General features: G+C 62.9%; 14 protein-coding genes. 9 read left to right on the top strand and 5 right to left on the bottom strand.

What is annotated here, in order from left to right; translation table 11 throughout:
• Positions 1-20 precede the first annotated feature (20 nt).
• Entirely contained in the window at positions 21-944 is a 924-nt protein-coding gene (locus F0P96_RS01410; protein ID WP_151076960.1) for a DUF5694 domain-containing protein, read from the top strand.
• Position 945: 1 nt separating this feature from the next.
• Here the strand turns inward: F0P96_RS01410 and F0P96_RS01415 are convergent, their stop codons facing one another.
• Positions 946-1518, bottom strand: a complete 573-nt coding sequence (locus F0P96_RS01415) for a hypothetical protein (protein WP_151076961.1) — start codon at positions 1516-1518, stop codon at positions 946-948.
• 641 nt (positions 1519-2159) lie between these two features.
• On the opposite strand from F0P96_RS01415, the gene F0P96_RS01420 reads away from it, so the two are divergent.
• Together F0P96_RS01420 and F0P96_RS01425 are read left to right on the top strand one after the other, a co-directional pair.
• Positions 2160-2957: a helix-turn-helix domain-containing protein gene (locus F0P96_RS01420; protein ID WP_151076962.1), complete on the top strand. Its 798-nt coding sequence runs from the start codon at positions 2160-2162 to the stop codon at positions 2955-2957.
• 188 nt (positions 2958-3145) lie between these two features.
• Positions 3146-3658: an anthrone oxygenase family protein gene (locus tag F0P96_RS01425; protein WP_160620052.1), complete on the top strand. Its 513-nt coding sequence runs from the start codon at positions 3146-3148 to the stop codon at positions 3656-3658.
• A gap of 201 nt (positions 3659-3859) precedes the next feature.
• Here the strand turns inward: F0P96_RS01425 and F0P96_RS01430 are convergent, their stop codons facing one another.
• Both F0P96_RS01430 and F0P96_RS01435 read right to left on the bottom strand, forming a co-directional pair.
• Positions 3860-4810 carry an NmrA family NAD(P)-binding protein gene (locus F0P96_RS01430; protein ID WP_151076964.1) on the bottom strand — a complete coding sequence of 317 codons (951 nt, stop codon included), beginning with the start codon at positions 4808-4810 and terminating at the stop codon, positions 3860-3862.
• Between the two features lie 67 nt (positions 4811-4877).
• On the bottom strand, positions 4878-5462 hold the full coding sequence (locus tag F0P96_RS01435; RefSeq protein ID WP_151076965.1) for a hypothetical protein: 585 nt from the start codon (positions 5460-5462) through the stop codon (positions 4878-4880).
• Between the two features lie 373 nt (positions 5463-5835).
• Here F0P96_RS01435 and F0P96_RS01440 point away from each other — a divergent pair, with 373 nt between their 5' ends.
• The 3 genes from F0P96_RS01440 to F0P96_RS01450 all read left to right on the top strand — a co-directional run bounded on the left by F0P96_RS01440 (position 5836) and on the right by F0P96_RS01450 (position 9295).
• Positions 5836-8286, top strand: coding sequence for an outer membrane protein assembly factor BamB family protein (locus F0P96_RS01440; RefSeq protein WP_151076966.1), 2451 nt, complete (start codon positions 5836-5838; stop codon positions 8284-8286).
• Positions 8287-8527: 241 nt separating this feature from the next.
• Complete coding sequence (locus F0P96_RS01445; RefSeq protein ID WP_151076967.1) at positions 8528-8722, top strand: cold-shock protein; 195 nt, start codon at positions 8528-8530, stop codon at positions 8720-8722.
• A 135-nt stretch (positions 8723-8857) separates the two neighbouring features.
• Positions 8858-9295 carry a hypothetical protein gene (locus F0P96_RS01450; protein ID WP_151076968.1) on the top strand — a complete coding sequence of 146 codons (438 nt, stop codon included), beginning with the start codon at positions 8858-8860 and terminating at the stop codon, positions 9293-9295.
• 68 nt (positions 9296-9363) lie between these two features.
• On the opposite strand, the gene F0P96_RS01455 is transcribed toward F0P96_RS01450, so the two are convergent.
• Positions 9364-10926 carry a flavin-containing monooxygenase gene (locus tag F0P96_RS01455; RefSeq protein WP_160620050.1) on the bottom strand — a complete coding sequence of 521 codons (1563 nt, stop codon included), beginning with the start codon at positions 10924-10926 and terminating at the stop codon, positions 9364-9366.
• Between the two features lie 286 nt (positions 10927-11212).
• Between F0P96_RS01455 and F0P96_RS01460 the strand changes: the two genes are divergently transcribed.
• On the top strand, positions 11213-11995 hold the full coding sequence (locus F0P96_RS01460; protein WP_151076970.1) for a serine aminopeptidase domain-containing protein: 783 nt from the start codon (positions 11213-11215) through the stop codon (positions 11993-11995).
• Between the two features lie 16 nt (positions 11996-12011).
• The gene (locus F0P96_RS01465; RefSeq protein ID WP_151076971.1) at positions 12012-13205 is read left to right on the top strand and encodes an acetyltransferase domain-containing protein; all 1194 of its coding nucleotides are present in this window, start codon (positions 12012-12014) and stop codon (positions 13203-13205) included.
• Between the two features lie 86 nt (positions 13206-13291).
• On the opposite strand, the gene F0P96_RS01470 is transcribed toward F0P96_RS01465, so the two are convergent.
• A complete protein-coding gene (locus F0P96_RS01470; RefSeq protein ID WP_201743894.1) occupies positions 13292-13603 on the bottom strand; it encodes a hypothetical protein in 312 nt (103 codons plus the stop codon).
• A gap of 194 nt (positions 13604-13797) precedes the next feature.
• Here F0P96_RS01470 and F0P96_RS01475 point away from each other — a divergent pair, with 194 nt between their 5' ends.
• The gene (locus F0P96_RS01475; RefSeq protein WP_160620048.1) at positions 13798-16725 is read left to right on the top strand and encodes an endo-beta-N-acetylglucosaminidase; all 2928 of its coding nucleotides are present in this window, start codon (positions 13798-13800) and stop codon (positions 16723-16725) included.
• Positions 16726-16731 lie beyond the last annotated feature (6 nt).

The following is a 16731-nucleotide window of genomic DNA, read 5'->3' on the forward strand; positions in this document are numbered from 1 at the left end:
CTTCGCCCATCTGGCCGGGTATGGGACCTTTCACAAAACACGGGGCAGCCCTACTGCTGGCGGCCGTCTTCGGCGCCCACTTTTCGGCGGCCCAAACAGCCCCGCCCAACACGCCGCCGGCGCCCATTCAGGTGATGACGCTCGGCGTGTTCCACTTCGACTACCCCAACCTCGACCAGCACCAGATACAGCGCGCCGACCAGATTGACGTGCTGGCCCCGCGCTACCAGGCTGAGCTAACCCAACTGGCCAACGCGCTGGCCCGCTACCGGCCCACGCACATCCTGGTGGAGGCCCCGCCCGCCCAGCAGGCCCGCTTCGATTCCCTGTACCGCGCCTACGTGGCCGGGCGCCACGCTCTGCGCCGCAACGAGCGGGAGCAGCTGGGCTTTCGGCTGGCGCGGCAGTTGGGGCTGCCCCGGGTGTGGGGCGTCGATGCCACCGGCAGCTACTATCCGTCGCTGCAGCAGCTGTTCAACGACACCGCCCGGCTTCGCCGCTTCGAGCGGTACCTCGACCACAGTCCCGATTCGGTCTTCGAGCGGCGCTACCGCGCCCTGTACGCCGCCGAAGACCTGTTGCCAGCCCGTGTGGGCGTGGTGGCTACCCTGGCGCAGCTGAACGAGCCAGCTAACCTGCTGCACAAGCAGGGCGCGTACCTGGTGGGCGGTTTCAAGTACGAGGAAGAGTCGCAGGCCTACACCGGCGTCGATTTCGAAACCTCGCGCTGGTACAGCCGCAACCTGCGCATCCTGCGCAACATGCAACGCCTGCCCATCCGGCCCGGCGACCGGGTGCTGCTCATCATCGGGGCCGGGCACGCGGGGCTGCTCAACTACTTCCTGCAATGCTCGCCCGAGTACGAGCTAGTCAGTGCAGGGCCCTATTTGCGGCCGGGCGCTGCCAAACCCCAGGCCACGCTTCCGGCCCGGCAGCGAAAGTAACCTAGGCGCCGTTGGGCAACGTTTGGTTTGCGTGCTGCTGGCGGCCGTTGGCCTGCCAAAACAGCCCGGCCGAGGCCAGCCACAGGACCACAAAGCCCATGTTCAGCGCAATTTCCCGCATCCTTTCCGGAGCAAGCCCGGCCTGCCACACCAGCAGCGCCACAATGGGAACCAGAAACTGCACCGCCCCGGCCGCCAGCATGGCCTTGGCCATGCCGCGCTGCTGCAAGCGGGCCGCTACAGCCCCCACCAGGGCCACGACCGGAACCAAGCCAAACAGCAGGTTGGCCAGGTTGGGTCCGCTGCCGACTAGGCCCACGGCCAAGTTGACCCAGATGCCGAGGAACCCCGCCGCCAGCCCCACGCCCACAGCCAGCCGATACTGCACCGTGCCTCGCTGGCTGGATACAAACTCGTAGGCAAAGCCCGTGGCGAAGATCAGGGCGCCCATGATAAGGAAGTCGGAAGCGGACCAGTTAACGCCGGTGTCGAACCGCATGGCCACGAAAGGAACCAGCAACAGCAGCACGGTGGCCGCCGCTGGCCGAACGAAGTTTTTAGGGTGCAGGGTCATAAGGGTAGGGTTTAGCTGCGGGAAAAGAAGTGGGGGCAAGGCTCGGTTTTCGTTTTCCGGTTGGGGCATGTAGCACGCGCACAACCCCTCTCCAATAGGAAGGTACCAGCGGAACAAAGGAAGTAAAAGAACTTTGAAATACAAAGTAAATACGATTCAAGAATACCAAGGTTTTTTCACCTGCGAATTGGGGCTTAGAGCGTGGTTGGATTTTGCTAAAAATGACTTTAGGCCGTTATGCTCATCTGGCGTCCGCTTGTCGAACCGAAGGTCGGCGTAGCCAAGCATCTCTATTTTTTCGCCAGATGCTAGATTCAACGAAGCGGGAGAGATGCTTCGACAAACTCAGCATGACATAACCTAAAATCCGAACACGTTCTTAATCGGTTGGGAACCATAGAGGCACCTGCCGCGCTGCAGTCGTGAGCAGAAGCTCTACCGGCTGCGGCGTTTGGCAACCGTATTGAAGCTCGTTGGAGCAGTGTTGCAGAACAGTCTTTGTAGTCTGCAGTGTAATCAAAACGTGCCGCTCTGAGCCGGGCACTTCTTTCGACGATACAGTATATTTGTGTCGCTATATATTTGTGCTGCGCCTGTTTTCGCCAGCGGCGCGGCCCGTTGTTTTACCCGTTGCCAGAGCTATGGAAGCCCACTACGCCGCTTGTGCCCACACCGGCATTGGGCTCTACGTTACGGCCATCTGGCAAGTGGAGGGCATGCCGCCGCACCGGCACGAAACCATACTGCCCAAGGGCATTGTGGAGCTGATTTTCTCCTTTGCCGACCCCTTGCGGGTGGCACTGGGGTCGGAAGGAGCCAGCCAACCCACGCCCACGTGTTTCATCAGCGGCCTGAACACCGTGCCCCTGCAGCTACGGGCCCCGCAGGCCCAGGCGCTGTTTGGGGTGCAACTCACCCCGCTCGCGGTTCGCAAGCTGCTGCGCGTGCCCGCCGGCGAATTCCTCAACCGCATTACCGACCTGCGCCTGCTGAGCCCGGCGTTCGGTTCACTGGCCGACCAACTGGCCGGGGCGGGTTCGTTTGCCGGGCGCCGGGCGCTGGTAGAGGCTTGGGTGCAACGGCAACTGCAGGAGGTACCGAAGAGGGAGGTCCTGCTGTCGTCGTACCTCAACACTCCGGCTGTGGCCGCGCCTTCGGTGGCCGAGTTGGCAGCGCGGGCGTGCTACTCGCCGCGGCAACTCAGCCGCAAGGCTCATGAACTCTTTGGAATTTCAGCCGAGGCCTTGCTGGGCTACAAGCGCTACGTGGGCGCGCTGCAGGCCCTGCATCAGCCCGGCAAAACCCTGACCACGGTGGGGCTGGAGTGCGGCTACTACGACCAGGCGCATTTCATTCGAGAATTCCGGCACTTTACCGGCATGGCCCCCGGCGGCTACCGCCGGCAGCTCAGCGCCCGGCCGGGCCACTTGTTTCAGTAGGCGGGTGTGGGCAAGAAGTGCGCCTTGCAGCGGTGTCGCGGAGCATGCCGAATCGAGTAGAGCTTGCTGCTGCGCCGGGCATAAACTGCTTAGGCTGCTTGGGCGGGACAAAACTTGTCCGATACATACAATTTTTCGAGGGGCGCGGGGCGGAGCTTTGTCAAAAACAAACCGCCAAACAAACCGCTATGAAACGCACCCTTCTTTTCGCCTCGCTCGTCGTTGCTTCGGGCCTCCTGCTCACCAACATCTACAGCTCCCTGGTCGATGCGCCCGCCTGGGGCCACGACGTGGCAAAGGGCATGCAGACTTCCCGGGCATACTATCAGGTGTCGAATCCCGGGCATTTCTTCCGCATTTTTTCGCCGCTGAATCAGGGCCTGGGCTTGCTCTGCGTGGTGCTGTTCTGGAAGCGCGGCAAGCAAACGCGCAATTTGCTGCTGCTGGCCCTGCTGTGCTACGTGGTAGCCGAAGGCATGACGTTCAACTACTTCTACCCCCGTAATGCCATCCTGTTTGAGTCGGAACTGGCCGACCGAGCCACGCTGCAGCGCGTTTGGCAGGAGTGGAGCACTATGAACTGGGTCCGCACGCTGGCAGTGGCCAGTGGGGTGGTGTGCACCGCACTGGGCCTGCACCGGACTTACAACGCCCCCACCGCAATACGGATTGAAGAACGGGAAGCCGTGGCCGTGGCTTAGCTTCGGAAGGGATGCATGCGGCGGCCTTGCCTGGGCCGCCACGTGCATTTCAGGCAACTCAGCGTGAAGTGCAGGAAACACAAGACGGTGCTTCGGCTCCAGCCCGGTATCAACTCCTAGAGGAACCCAGGACACCAGCTTCAACGGGCGTCGTCCCAAGAGCTAAGCGCGCAATAGGGAAGCCGGGTCCGGGTCACTTTCCTACTGGCGACTGGCGCCCAGAACTTCCCGCACCGGCGTCCACCGGATGCCGGGGTACCGCTCGTTGTCGAGGGGCGCAAGCTTGGGCAGGCCCGTGAACATGTTGTGCAGGTATTGCATGCCCTGCCAGGGCGGAAACACATCGTCGTTGGCCGGCATCAGGGCCTTGGTGAGCTTGATGACCTTGCCGAACGTTTTCAGGCTCCCCACCCGGAATAGCTTAAACGCTTTGCCCGTAGCAGCTTCTGCGGCACGCTGCAAGTCGCGGATGCTGGCTACTTCGCCGGCCACGCGCAGAAAGCGGGGCGGGGCGGGGTCGAGGGCCGCGGCGGCCGTAAACTCCGCGGTGTTTACCATGGTGGTGAAGTCAAGGGGCTGGTCGGCGCTGCCCCAGTACACCACGCGGCGCGGGCCCGGCAGCACTACCGGCGCGGTTCCCTTTAGCAGGTCGGTGAACATGCCGTTGAGGATGGACGTGGCTTGGATGGGCGCTTGGTCGAGCCGGCGACTGAACTCCCGGCGCAGGTCGAGGTTGCGGTTGGAACCCTCGGGCAGCTTGGTGTAGTCGATGCAGAAGTCGGACGGGATGAAACGCGGCACACCGGCGGCTACTGCTGCCTCCAGCAACCGCGTTTGGGCGTCGACTATTACCTCTCGCAAACCCGATAGGGCCGACACCACGCAGGCCGCCCCGGCACAAGCCCTGGCGAGGTCAGCGGGATTGTTGTAGTCCACCGTTACCACCTCGGCGCCCTGTACCCGCAGCGAAGTAGCCTCGGCAGAATTGCGGGTTTCGGGCCGCGCCAGAGCCCGCACGGCGGCGCCCCGCTGCCGCAGGTGGTGGGCAATGAGCAGCCCGAGGGCGCCGGTGGCGCCGGCCAGCACCACGGGAGCAGAATCGGAAGTAGACTGTTCGGAAATGATAGGCTGTGCGGCGGGAGTGGAAGGCATGGATTTGGGTTGGAAGAGGACTTGCGTGAGTACTGCCTTTCAGCGGCCGCACGGTTGACCGACATGGTTAATCCGTCAGCCGGTCAAAAGTTTCGCCGTCGGCCAATTCGTAGCGAATCAGCCCGTCCTGCTTGTCCCAATACACCGCCTGCACCCGTCCGTTGCCGTAGTTGGTGGCGTTTTGCCCGTGCCGGAACACGTAGGCTGTAGGGTAGGCTTTGCCGGTGGTGGCGAGCGTGCAAGGCTGCTGCTGAAGCTTGGTCGTGGGCTGGCCCATTGTGGCGGCAGTCGTGCAGTCCAGCCCCGACAGGTTAAAGGTGAGCAGTGCCGGCCGGTCGGGGTTGTTTTTGCGCAGGTTCACCACAAAGTTGCCGCGCTGGGTGTCGTAGGCTGCGGTGGGGCGCAGCACTAGCTGGCTGAAAATGGGCTGGTAGCGGCCCGCTTCCGGGATGTTGCAATTGGTATTCTCGTGCCATTCCTGGCGGGGCAACACCGTAAGAACGTTGGTAGCCCCCCGGTTGCTGCGGAAGCGCACGGTGTGGCCTTCTTGATAAGAGGCAAACCACGCCCGCTCGTCGGGCAGCAGGGCCACTTCCTGGCAAGGGCCGCACCCGCCCAGCAGCAGGGCCAGGCTCCCCAGTAGCTTTTTCATGCAACATGCCCAGTCCGGGCGGTGGAAACCCGAGCTGCACAGTTGCCATACGCAGCTAGCGGCCGCAAGGCTGCCACTCGGCCACGCGACGCGGCAAAGGCGATGCAGAGGCAGCCAATTGCAAGGCGGGTTGAAGCCGGAGGGGCGGGTCAAGCATGCATTCAGCGCGGCACGGCTCGTACCCAAGTGCCTTATTCAGAAGGCCCATGAGGCGTGCCCAGCCGCTCCGAGCAACTGATGCTGGCGCGGGCTTGACTTAAGCCTTTATTTTGGCTTACTTTGTATTATGCTAAGACGGGTCGATACGCGAAATAACGCTGTGCAGCCGGTTTTTAGCTTCTTGCTTCTGCCTTCCCCGCACATCCCGTAGCCTATGTCCCAACGCTATACCCAACGGGCTTTGACCGACGCTTTCGTTGCGCCGGCTCCCGGCCGCCGCTCAAGTTTGCTCACCTCCCGGCGCGCGTTGTGCGGGGCTGCCTTGGTGCTGGGTGCCCTGGGCAGCACCTCGGTTCGGGCGCAGGATGTCATCATCAAAAACGACAAGTCGGAGCTCAGCACCAAAGTCGTCGAGATTACCGACGAGCACATCAAATACCGCCTGTTCGATTTTCAGGACGGGCCGATTTACAACATCCGCAAGGCCGAGGTGTGGATGATTATCTACGAGAAAGGTCGGCGCGAGAAGTTTAACGTGAGCGAGCCAGCCGCCACGGCCGCCGCGCCGGCTTCCACGGGTGCGGCTGCTCCGGTTGTGGCCGTAGCCAGCACAACGGCAGCGCCCGCGCCCGCCCCGGCAGCAACCGAATCGGCGGCCGCTGCCCCGGCCGCTCAGCCCGCAACTCCTGCCCAAGCTGTTGCCGAAACGCCGGTAGCAGCCCAAGCCGCCTCGGCACCGGGTGCGCCGGGCGCGGGCGAAACAGCGCCGGCCAGCACGCCCGCGGCGCCAGCCGCTTCCGAGCCCCAACTGGTAGCCTCTACCGATGCGCAAGCGCCCGTAGCAGCTGCCGAAGCACCCGCCGCGGCAGCGCCGGCCCCGGCCGCCACGCCCATGGAAGCGCCAGCACCCGCCGCGCCGGTAGTGGCCGCCAAACCGCTCGAATGGAAGCGCGAAGCGGCCGTGGAAACCGCCGCGGGCCAGAATGTGTGGACCAAGCTCGGCAACGGCCCCGCCCCGCAGAAGTACGTGAGCCCCGACGGCAACATCCTCATCCTGAAGACCGACTTCGTGATGTGCCTCGACAAAAGCTCGGGCAAGCAGCTGTGGATGACGAAAGTGGAGAAAACCAAAACGGCCAACCTGCTCGGCAACACGCCGCTGCTGCAGGTGCTGTCGATGCCCGAGGGGGCGGAGTTTCCGCAGTCGGTGATTCTCAACGGCCTGACCGGCGAGGTGCTCTACAAAGCCGCCGTTGGCAAGCACACCGAAAACCGCGTGGTGCCCGGCACCAACGTGGTGGTGTGGGAAGCCTCCGACGCCGGTACCCGCGCCCTGGTGCTAAACAAAAACACCGGCGCCCGCATGGCCGAGCTGCCGGTTGCCGACGACATGGCCCGCTCGCTCAAGGTGCTGCGGCTGCCCGATGGCAAAGTGGCCATTGTGTCTGGCTTCGGGGTTTCGGTGCTCGATGCCGCCACGGCCAAGCTCGTGCACAACATTCCCTTGAAACGCTCCTACAAAGTAGCCGAGCTGCAGGCCCCCACCGAACCCACCTTCGATGTATTCGAAGGCGCGACGCCCGTGCAGGTGTGCGTGCTCAAAGACGGCTACCTCACGAGTGCGAACCTGAAAACCGGCCAGGTAACCGGCGAACGGGAGCTGCTGAGCCCGGTGGTGATGTACCGCAACGCAGGCAAAGACCAACTGGTAATCGGCAAGTCGCAGCGGAAAGACAAAGAGCTGGCACTGAGCGTGTACAACAAGAACACCTGCCAGGAAATGAAATCGGCGGCCCTGGAGTTTGAAAACGCCGGCGCCATGGAAATCGTCGGCAACAGCCTGTTCATCGTCAGCGACGCTTCGGCCGTGAAGCAACTAGACCTGGGCACCCTCAAGGTGAAGGCCGACCGCAGCATCAAAGCCAGCAGCGGCGACTGTGGCCTGCTCTTTACCACCGCTACCGGCATCGGCATGCTCAACGCCTCGGTGGTCGACTTTTTCAATGCCCAGACCTTTGCCTCCACGGCCCATACCAAGTACTTTGACCCGGCCGGCAAAGCCCGGTTGCGGGTAGGCGACGACGTGTACTTCTTTGCCAAGGGCTACCTGGGCCAAGTGAACATGGCCAAGGGCGAGGAAAAGCTGCTGATGAAAAACAAGCTGCCCATCAAGCTGCTCGACGACGAAGTGGTGGAACTGGAAGTGCAGAACGACGGCGTGGTGGTGCTCGGAGCCCAATCCATTGCCAAAGTCGACCAGACCGGGAAGGTGGTGTACAACCAATACTTTGCGCCGCCCACGCTGAAAGTGGGTGCCATTGTAGGCAACACCGGCGCCCCCGATGCTGCTGCGGCTGGCAAAACGCCTGCCCGCGTGCCCGTCAAGCAAACGTGGTCCACAGTACAGCGCACGTTTGAGCTCGGCGGCGCCGAAGCCGGGCAATCGAGTGCCGGCAAAGCCACCGCGCAGCAATACCACCTCATCCTTACCAAAGCAGACAAAGACGAGCCCGGGCGCTTCCGGGTGCTGAAGGTGAACAAGGCGACGGGCAAAGTAGAAGGCCAGGCCGACGTGGAAAACCGCACGCCCGATTACGTTTTTGACCCCATCGACAGCGTCGTGTATTTCTTCGACGTGGACTCCGTGCGGGCCTATAAAATCTAGCGCGGCCTACCTATTGGCCAAAAAAAAGAGCCGTTTGAACTTAAGCTAGGGCCTAACAGTTAACCACCTGCAACGACACGCTGGCCCATCGGGAATCTTCCTCCGGGGAGTTCTCGAAAATAAGGCGTACGTTTGCATTGTTTAAGGCAAGTTGCCTCGTGTCACTACCATTGCTTCACTTGTTGAAAAATAGTAGAGTTTCGCTGCCAGTTGCTTCGTTTTCACTTCTTTCCTAGCAATCATGCAGACAGGAACCGTAAAATTCTTCAATGAGACCAAAGGCTTTGGTTTCATCAACAACTCCGCCACCGGTCAAGATGTGTTCGTTCACGTAACGGGCCTGATCGACGAAATCCGCGACAACGACAAGGTTGAGTTCGAGGTAGAAGAAGGCCGCAAAGGCCTGAGCGCAGTAAAAGTTCGCCGCGCCGTCTAACTCTCCGAACTTCCTTCGGAACATAAGAAGCGTGCCACCCGGCATGCTTCTTTTTTTGTGCCCTGCCGCTTGCGTCTTTGCCGTCGTCAAGGCCAAGCAAGCGGCGCCAGCGCTGTTTCTGCCGTATGGAGGAGCATGCGTTACTATGTCTTCTGGATCATGCCGCTGGCGCTGGCGGGCTTTGTCGGCTTCTGGTGCTTGGTTGTCAAATTACTTTCGCTGATGGGCTGGCAACGGCTGGCTACGCATTTTGCCGTGCCGGAACTACCACTTGGCCCCCGGTTTTCGGTGGCGCAGGCGACGGTAGGCGGAATCAGATACCGCGGCGTGTTGCAGGCAACCGTATCGGCGGCAGGCCTGGGGTTGCGTGCTGGGTTTCCGTTTCGGGTTGGGCACGCGCCGCTGCTCATTCCCTGGGCGGCTATTGGGCCGGTGCAGGCTGAAAAATTTCTTTGGACTACCTCCTACAGCACCGCCGTGCGCACACCCGATGGCGGCAGCGTGTCCCTGCGTTTCACGGGGGAGCAGCTGCTGGAAGCCGCCCGGCCGTGGGTACGCATGCAGCAGACGTAGCCACTAAAAGCAACGGGCCTGCCGACACGATATCGGCAGGCCCGTTGGCTAAGCGGGGCAGAAGCGCCTTACGCTTCCACCGGTTCTGGTTGGAGCTGTTGCGCCACCCGCTGTAAAGCAGCGTGCTCAGGCAGCTTGCTGGCCAGCATCATCAGGCCCCCAATCTGTTGTTCGTTGAGCGGTACGGGCTGGCCGGCGGTGAAGTGGCGGCTGGTACGCTCGAAACGGGCTCGGGCGTCGGGCTGGCGGCCGTGGCCTTCGAGCCGGAACTGCGAGGGCGCCAGCAGGCCAAAGAACAACTCGCGCACCAAGTCGGGGTAGTGGTCGAGGGTGGGGGCCACGCCCAGGTTGGCCGACAGCTTTTCGGCCACTTCCTGGCAGGTGGCCATACCGCGGAACTGGTTGAAGTGCTGAGAGGCGGCCACGCCAGCCGCCATTTCCTCGGTCGAGGGTTGGGGGCAGGCACCGCTCCAGCAGGCCGCAATCCAGCGGGCCTGCAGCTCGGCCGTCACAAAGTAGGAGCCGATTTGCTGGTAGAGGCCCATGAAGGCGAAGTTGGGCAAGTCGGGGTGGAATGTGAAATCGTGCAACTCCAGGTGCTCGCGGCCGGCGCGCACCGTCTGGCGAATGTCTTCGCTCACGAAAGGCAGGTGCAGGTCGTAGCCGGTGGCCAACAACACCACATCGGCTTCCACCTCGATGCCGTCGGAGAGGATGGCGCCGGTGGGGGTGAAGCCCTGGATGCCGCGCACCGTTTGAATGCGGCCGTCGGCCACTTGCGCCAGGTAGTCGTGGCACTGCGAAATGCCGGCTTCCATAATGCTGTCGGCCGGGCGCAGACCGCCGAAATCGGCGGGGTTGCCGCAGGCATCGAGCACGAGCTGCTTGAGGCCGGCGGCGGCTTCGTGGGGCGGCAGCACTTGGTTGACGTAGGCCCCGAAGCGGGTGAGAACGGCCTCGTCGGTGGGCATGCCGTTCATGAGCTTGCGCACGATGTAGCGCGGCTTGCGGCTGGAGGAAATTACTGTGATGCTGTCGTCGAAAGCTAAGTCGCTGGCAATTTCGAGCCCGCTGATGCTGTTGCCAACCACCAGCACGCGCTTGCCCGTGAAGGCCTCGCGGCCGCGGTAATCAAACGAGTGGAGCACGCGGCCCCGGAAGTGGTCGAGACCCGGCGTGCTGGGGTAGCGCGGCTTGTTGTAGCGTCCCGTGGCCACAATAACGTGCGAAAACACCTCCGTGCGCCGTTCCCCGTCGCGGTTCACCGTCCAGATGACGTACTGGCCTGCAGGCCCGCGGCTGATGAGCTCCACCCGGGTATTCAGCCGCACGTGGGCATCGACGCCGAACTGCCGGGCGTAGCCGGTGAGGTACGCCAGCACCTGCTGGTTGGTGGGAAACATGGGCGTCCCGGCCGGGTACTCGTAGTCTGAAAACGACATTTTGATGTGGCAGGAGTTGGCGGGCATGTTGGGCCAGATGCCGCTGTGGGCTGCGCCTTGGTTCCATTGTCCGCCAATGCTGTTGCTCTGTTCGATGAGCACGGGCGTCAGGCCGTCTTCGAGAAGGGATTTGGCGGCGGCAATGCCGGCGGGGCCGCCACCGATGATGGCTACGTGGTTGGTTTTCATAGTTGCGTGTGGGGTTGGGAGCAAAGTCATTGGCCGCCGAAAAACGGGTGGCGAAATGATACTGCAAGTTTACCCGCTCCACGGGCCACGGCGCTATAGCATCTTCATGTGAATGAGGCTTTAAGGCTGCCCAATTGATGTGATGCGTACCTGACAGAATGGGTTAAGAGCTAGTAGGCGCGGCGTAGTGGGGAACAAGTAAGATGAAGCGTTCCGACGGTTTGATGCTGCGCGTAAGTAGTGGGCAACGGTTATTTCATGGTACTTAGCGGCCCAAGACCTCTCCATGCAACGCCTATCCTCGTTTTTGCTCCTGGCCTATGGTTTGGCCGGGCTGCTGTTGGCCAGTTGCGCCCATCGGCCGCGGCCCACCGCCGAAGTATTGACCGTAGCGACGGGCGCTTCGGCAACCCCACTCACCCTCTTCGACGAGGCCCGCAACCGTGCCGTGCCCGTAACGCTGTATGCGGCCGCCAATCAGTTCGCACGCGGCACCAAGACCAAGCTGGCGCTGCTGAGCCACGGCTACGGCGGCCACAGCACCGACTACTCGTTTATAGCCCATAACCTTGTGGCGCACGGCTACACCGTAGCCAGCGTGCAGCACGAACTGCCCACCGACGAACCGCTGCCTACCACGGGCAACCCACAAGTAGTACGGCGGCCCAACTGGGAGCGGGGCGTGCAAAACCTGCTGTTTGTGCGCCGGAAAATGCTGAAAGCGCAGCCCGACTTGGATGCTGACCACCTGCTGCTGGCGGGGCACTCCAACGGCGGTGACATATCCATGCTGTTTGCGCACGAGCACCCGGCGCTGGTGGAAAAAGTCATTTCGCTCGACAACCGCCGCATGCCACTGCCCCGCACCCGGCAGCCTCGGATACTCGCGCTGCGCTCCAGCGACCAACCCGCCGACGCGGGCGTACTGCCCACGATGGCCGAGCAAGCGGCGCTGGGTATCCGCGTGGTGCAGCTGCCGGCTACCGCCCACAACGACATGTGGGACGGCGCAACCGAGGCACAGAAGCAGGAAATAAATGCGTTCATTGATGCCTTCTTAGTACCCTGAAGCGCAACTGCTACTTATGCTAACCACCTCTGCCAATCCCGCATTGCAAGCCCCGCCGCGTGCGGCCGTGGCGCGGGTACAGTCTGTTGACATCCTGCGCGGGCTCGTGATGGTAATTATGGCCCTCGACCACGTGCGCGAATTTTGGAGCCCTACGCTGGTGCGGCCCGAAGACGTGGCCCACACCTCGGTGGTGTTGTTTTTTACCCGCTGGGTTACGCACTTCTGCGCGCCCACGTTTGTGCTGCTGTCGGGCATCAGCATCTACCTGTACCAGCAGCGACTGGGGCACCGGGCCCTCGTGAGCCGGTACTTGCTCACGCGCGGCCTGTGGCTGGTGGCGTTGGAAGTGCTGCTCATCAGTTTTGTGCTGGTGTGGAGTTACGAGCTGATTTTGCTGCAAGTTATTTGGGCGATAGGCTGGGGCATGCTACTGCTGGCCGGGCTGCTGTGGCTTCCCCGCAGCGTGTTGGGCGTGCTGGCGGTGGTGCTCATTGCGGGCCACAACCTGCTGCCCGTTATTCAGCCCGTAACGGCTGAAAAGGCGGTGTGGGTGTTGCTGCACAATACTCCCGGCGTGCTGGTGCTGCCACCCCTGCCACCCTTGCTCACTGCCTACACTCTGGTGCCGTGGGTGGCAGTGTTGTGGGCGGGCTATGTGCTGGGGCCGTGGTTTACGGCGCCGGTGGCGGAGCGCGCGCGTTGGCTCCGCCGCCTGGGCGCGCTCCTGCTGGTGGTTTTTGTGGTGGTACGGGCCACTAACTGGTACGGCGAGCTGGCGCCGTGGAGCGTGCAGCCGCGCGGTTTGGTTTACACGGCGTTGTCGTTTCTGAACGTAACCAAGTACCCGCCGTCATTTCTGTTTTTGTGCCTGACGCTGGGCGTGGCGCTGCTCTTGCTGGCCAGCCTGGAAACGTCCGCCAGCCGGCTGGGCGCATGGCTGCGCACCTTTGGGCGGGTGCCGTTTTTCTACTACCTGCTGCACCTGCTGCTCATCAGCGGCAGCGCCTGGGTATGGACGCGCCTGCAATTCGGCCGGGCAGTAAACCTGGGGTTTGCTGATGCTGCGAGCCGGCCCGCGGCCTACGCGCCGAGCCTGTTGCGCGCGTATGTGGTGTGGCTGTTGGTGGTACTGCTGCTGTATCTGCCTTGCCGCTGGTACGGTCAGTACAAGCAGCGTCACCGGTACTGGTGGCTGTCGTATCTGTAGCCGGAAAGCGCACGGGCCTGGCCAGAGGCAAGACAAACGGCCGCCGGGTGCTCAATCGAAAGTATTTGGCAAACGCCCGTGCCGGATTATTGCTGCGCCCGTACGCCGTGGTACGCCGCCTGGGCCAGCTCCGGCCAGTGGTCGGCGTAGTCGGCCGGCACCTGCACCCAGTCTTTCATCGGTCGGCCTTTGCCAGACGGATCAAACAACCGGGCGCCGTCGAGTGCCAGGGTTTCGCGGTGCGTTTCGCCGGCGAGCTTGAACACCATGGCCTGCTGAAAAAAGCAGACAAAGGCTTTGCCGTTGATTTTGTAGCAGGGTTTGCCAAACAGCTGACCGGCTTGCGCATCGGGCAAGGCACTGACGCTGGCGGCAAAGTGGTTTTCGGGAGAAGACATGCGCGGAACTCCAGGGCCGGAACCATTGCCAGCCAAGGCCGCGCAAGTTACCGGTACGCGCGGCTTTGGCAGCAAGCTTGCGGGCGGGCAACAGGCCCAAACGAGGGCAAGCAGAGTTTTTTTATTGAAAGTGAGGCAGTACGGGCAGCGGCATATACATTGAAGGCGCAATGTTTCACCCAACCACCCACTGTATGAAGCAGCTCTACCCCCGTCTTACTTTGTCGATGCTGGCCCGCCGCTTGGGCCGGGCACTGCTGGCGCTGCCGTGGCTGCTGAGCAGCGTGGCCGCGCAGGCCCAACTGGAACCTGCCGCGCAGTACACCAAGCTCACGGCCACGCAGCTGATGGCCTGGACTGCCACCGGCCCCACCGCCGTGCCGGCCAACGTGAGCACCGTGCCGCTGGCAGCGCGCCAAAATTCGCTGGCCTCCCAGCTCAACCCGGCCCAGAGCTTCAGCCACCAGGTCAACTACATTCCCGACGGCATGGCCACCTGGGCCGGCTACCTCAACGAGCAGAACCGCTTCAACCTCTACAACTTCACCCACTGGCAGTACATCGACGTGCTCACGTGGTTCGACGGGCCGGTGGCCATTCCGACCAAGCCGTGGGTGGAAACCGCGCACCGCAACGGCGTGAAGGTCATCGGGTCGGTGTTTACTTCGGCCGCCGACGTGGCTACCCTGATTCAAAAAGACGGCAGCGGCAACTTCATAGCCGCCCAAAAGCTGGTGGACGTGGCCGCCTACTACAGTTTCGACGGCTGGTTTTTCAACCAGGAGTCGTCGGTGTCGGCCGCCAATGCGCTGGAGCTGCGCAACCTGCTCAAGCGCCTGCAGGACATTAAGCCGGCGGGCATGGAAATTCACTGGTACGACGCCATGCTGCCCGGCGGCACCGTTTCGTACCAAAACGCGCTGAATGCCAACAACCAAGCCCTGCTGCAGGACGGTACGGCCAAGGTGAGCGACGCCATGTTTACCAACTACTTCTGGTCGGGCGCCACCAACATCAATACCTCCGTTGCTACCGCCAACGCCTTGGGCCGCAGCCCGTTTGAGGTGTACATGGGCGCCGACTTGTGGCCCAACCGCTCCAACCAGTCGCTGTTCACCCAATCGGCCTGGATCGACAACTACTTCACCGGCGGCAACGTGGCCCAACCCAAACTCTCGCTTGGGTTGTTTGCCACCAACCTGACGTACAACGGCGGCCTGAACTCGTTCAACACCAACGCAGCCGACTACCAGAACTTCTACAACACCGAAGTGCGGCTGTTTGCCGGCAACGACCTCGACGTGACCACCGCCGACGCGTCGGGCTGGAAGGGCTTCGGCCACTACGTGCCCGTGCGCAGCGTCATCAATCGGCTGCCGTTTGAAACCACCTTCTCGGTAGGGCAGGGGAAGCTGTTTGCCAACAACGGCCAGCAGCTGGCCAAAGCCTGGACCGACATGAGCCGGCAAAGCCTGCTGCCCTCGTGGCAGTGGGCGAAATCGGGCACGGCGGCCATGAACGTGGGGTTTGATTTCAGCCGGGCCTACTATGCGGGCAACTCCGTGAAGCTGAGTGGCAGCCTGAGCGGCACCAATTCGGCCACCGTGAAGCTTTTCCAAACCAAGCTGCCCGTGGCGGCCAACACGGCGCTGCACCTGACCTACAAAGTCCCCGCGGCCGGCCCGAGCAACGCCAAACTGGCCCTCTGGTTTGCCGACAACCTCGCCACGCCCGAGTTGCTAGACCTGGGCTCGGCCACCGATACGCTCTGGAACACGACCACTTTTAACCTCTCCACCTTTGCCGGCCGCGAGCTGGCCGTTATTGGCGTGCAAGCCGTGGCGGCCGTGCCCGTAGCGGCCTACCGGTTGAACCTGGGGCAGCTGAAGGTTTTCAACGGCACGCTGACGACCGGGCCCACGGCAGCTTTTGCGGCCAGCGCCACCACCGTCACTACCGGCCAGTCGGTCACGTTCAGCAACGCTTCTACCAACGCCACCAGCTACAGCTGGACGTTTCAGGGCGGCACGCCGGCCACCAGCACGGCCGTTTTTCCGGTGGTGAGCTACGCCACGCCCGGCACCTACACCGTCACGCTCACGGCCACCAACGCGGCGGGCGTCAACACCAGCACCCGCGCCGGCTACATTACGGTGGTGGGCACCGGCTCGGGCAGCACCAACACGGCCCTGCTCTTCGACGGCGCTACCAAATACGTGGATGCCGGCACCGTAAACCTGAACGGCGCGGCCCTGAGCCTGGAGTGCTGGGTGAAACCAACCGCGTTCAAAACCGCCTCGCCGTTCATTTCCAGCGTCATCGGCATCGAAGACGCCAGCAACACCGCCCTGCTGCGCTTCGGCGACGCGGGCGTAGCGGCCAACAAGCTGCAGTTTGTGCTGACCCTGGGCACCACCCAGCGCAAGGTGCTGTCGGCTAGTACTTTCAACGCCAACACCTGGTACCACCTGGCCGCCACCTACGACGGCGCCACCATGCGCTTGTACGTCAACGGCGTGCTCGATGCCACGCTGGCCGCTACCGGCAATGCCGCGGCTTCGGGCGTGTTCACGCTCGGCCGCAACTACGACGGCACGCGCATCCTCAACGGCTCCATCGACGAGGTACGGGCCTGGACGCGGGTGCTTACGCCGGCCGAAATCGTAGCCAACGCCTGCCAGGTAAGCCCCACCGCCGCAGGCCTCGAAGCCTATTGGCCCCTGAACGAAGGCTCGGGCACCACCGCCGTCGACGCCTCGGGGCACAACCACCTGGGCACGCTCATCAGCATGATACCCAGCGACTGGTCGACCAACGTGCCCACGCAGTGCGGGCAGGTGGTAGCTACCACGCCCGGCCGCGTGGTGGGGGCGTTGCAGGTGCACGTGCTGGGCAACCCTGCCTCGGGCAGCCGCGCCACCATCGAAATTCAGGGGGCGCAGGGCCAGCCTACTACAGTGCAGCTGGTGAATACGCTGGGGGCGGTGGTGCTGGAGCGGCACCTTACGCCGAACGCCGCGCAACAACGCCTGCTGTTGCCGCTTCCGGGCGCCGCCGGGCTCTACGTGTTGCGCGTGCGCACGCCCGCCGGTACGGTGGCCACCAAACTGCTGCGGCAATAACACCGC

Origin of the sequence: Hymenobacter busanensis (genome assembly GCF_008727865.1) — a bacterium.
Taxonomy (GTDB): domain Bacteria; phylum Bacteroidota; class Bacteroidia; order Cytophagales; family Hymenobacteraceae; genus Solirubrum; species Solirubrum busanense.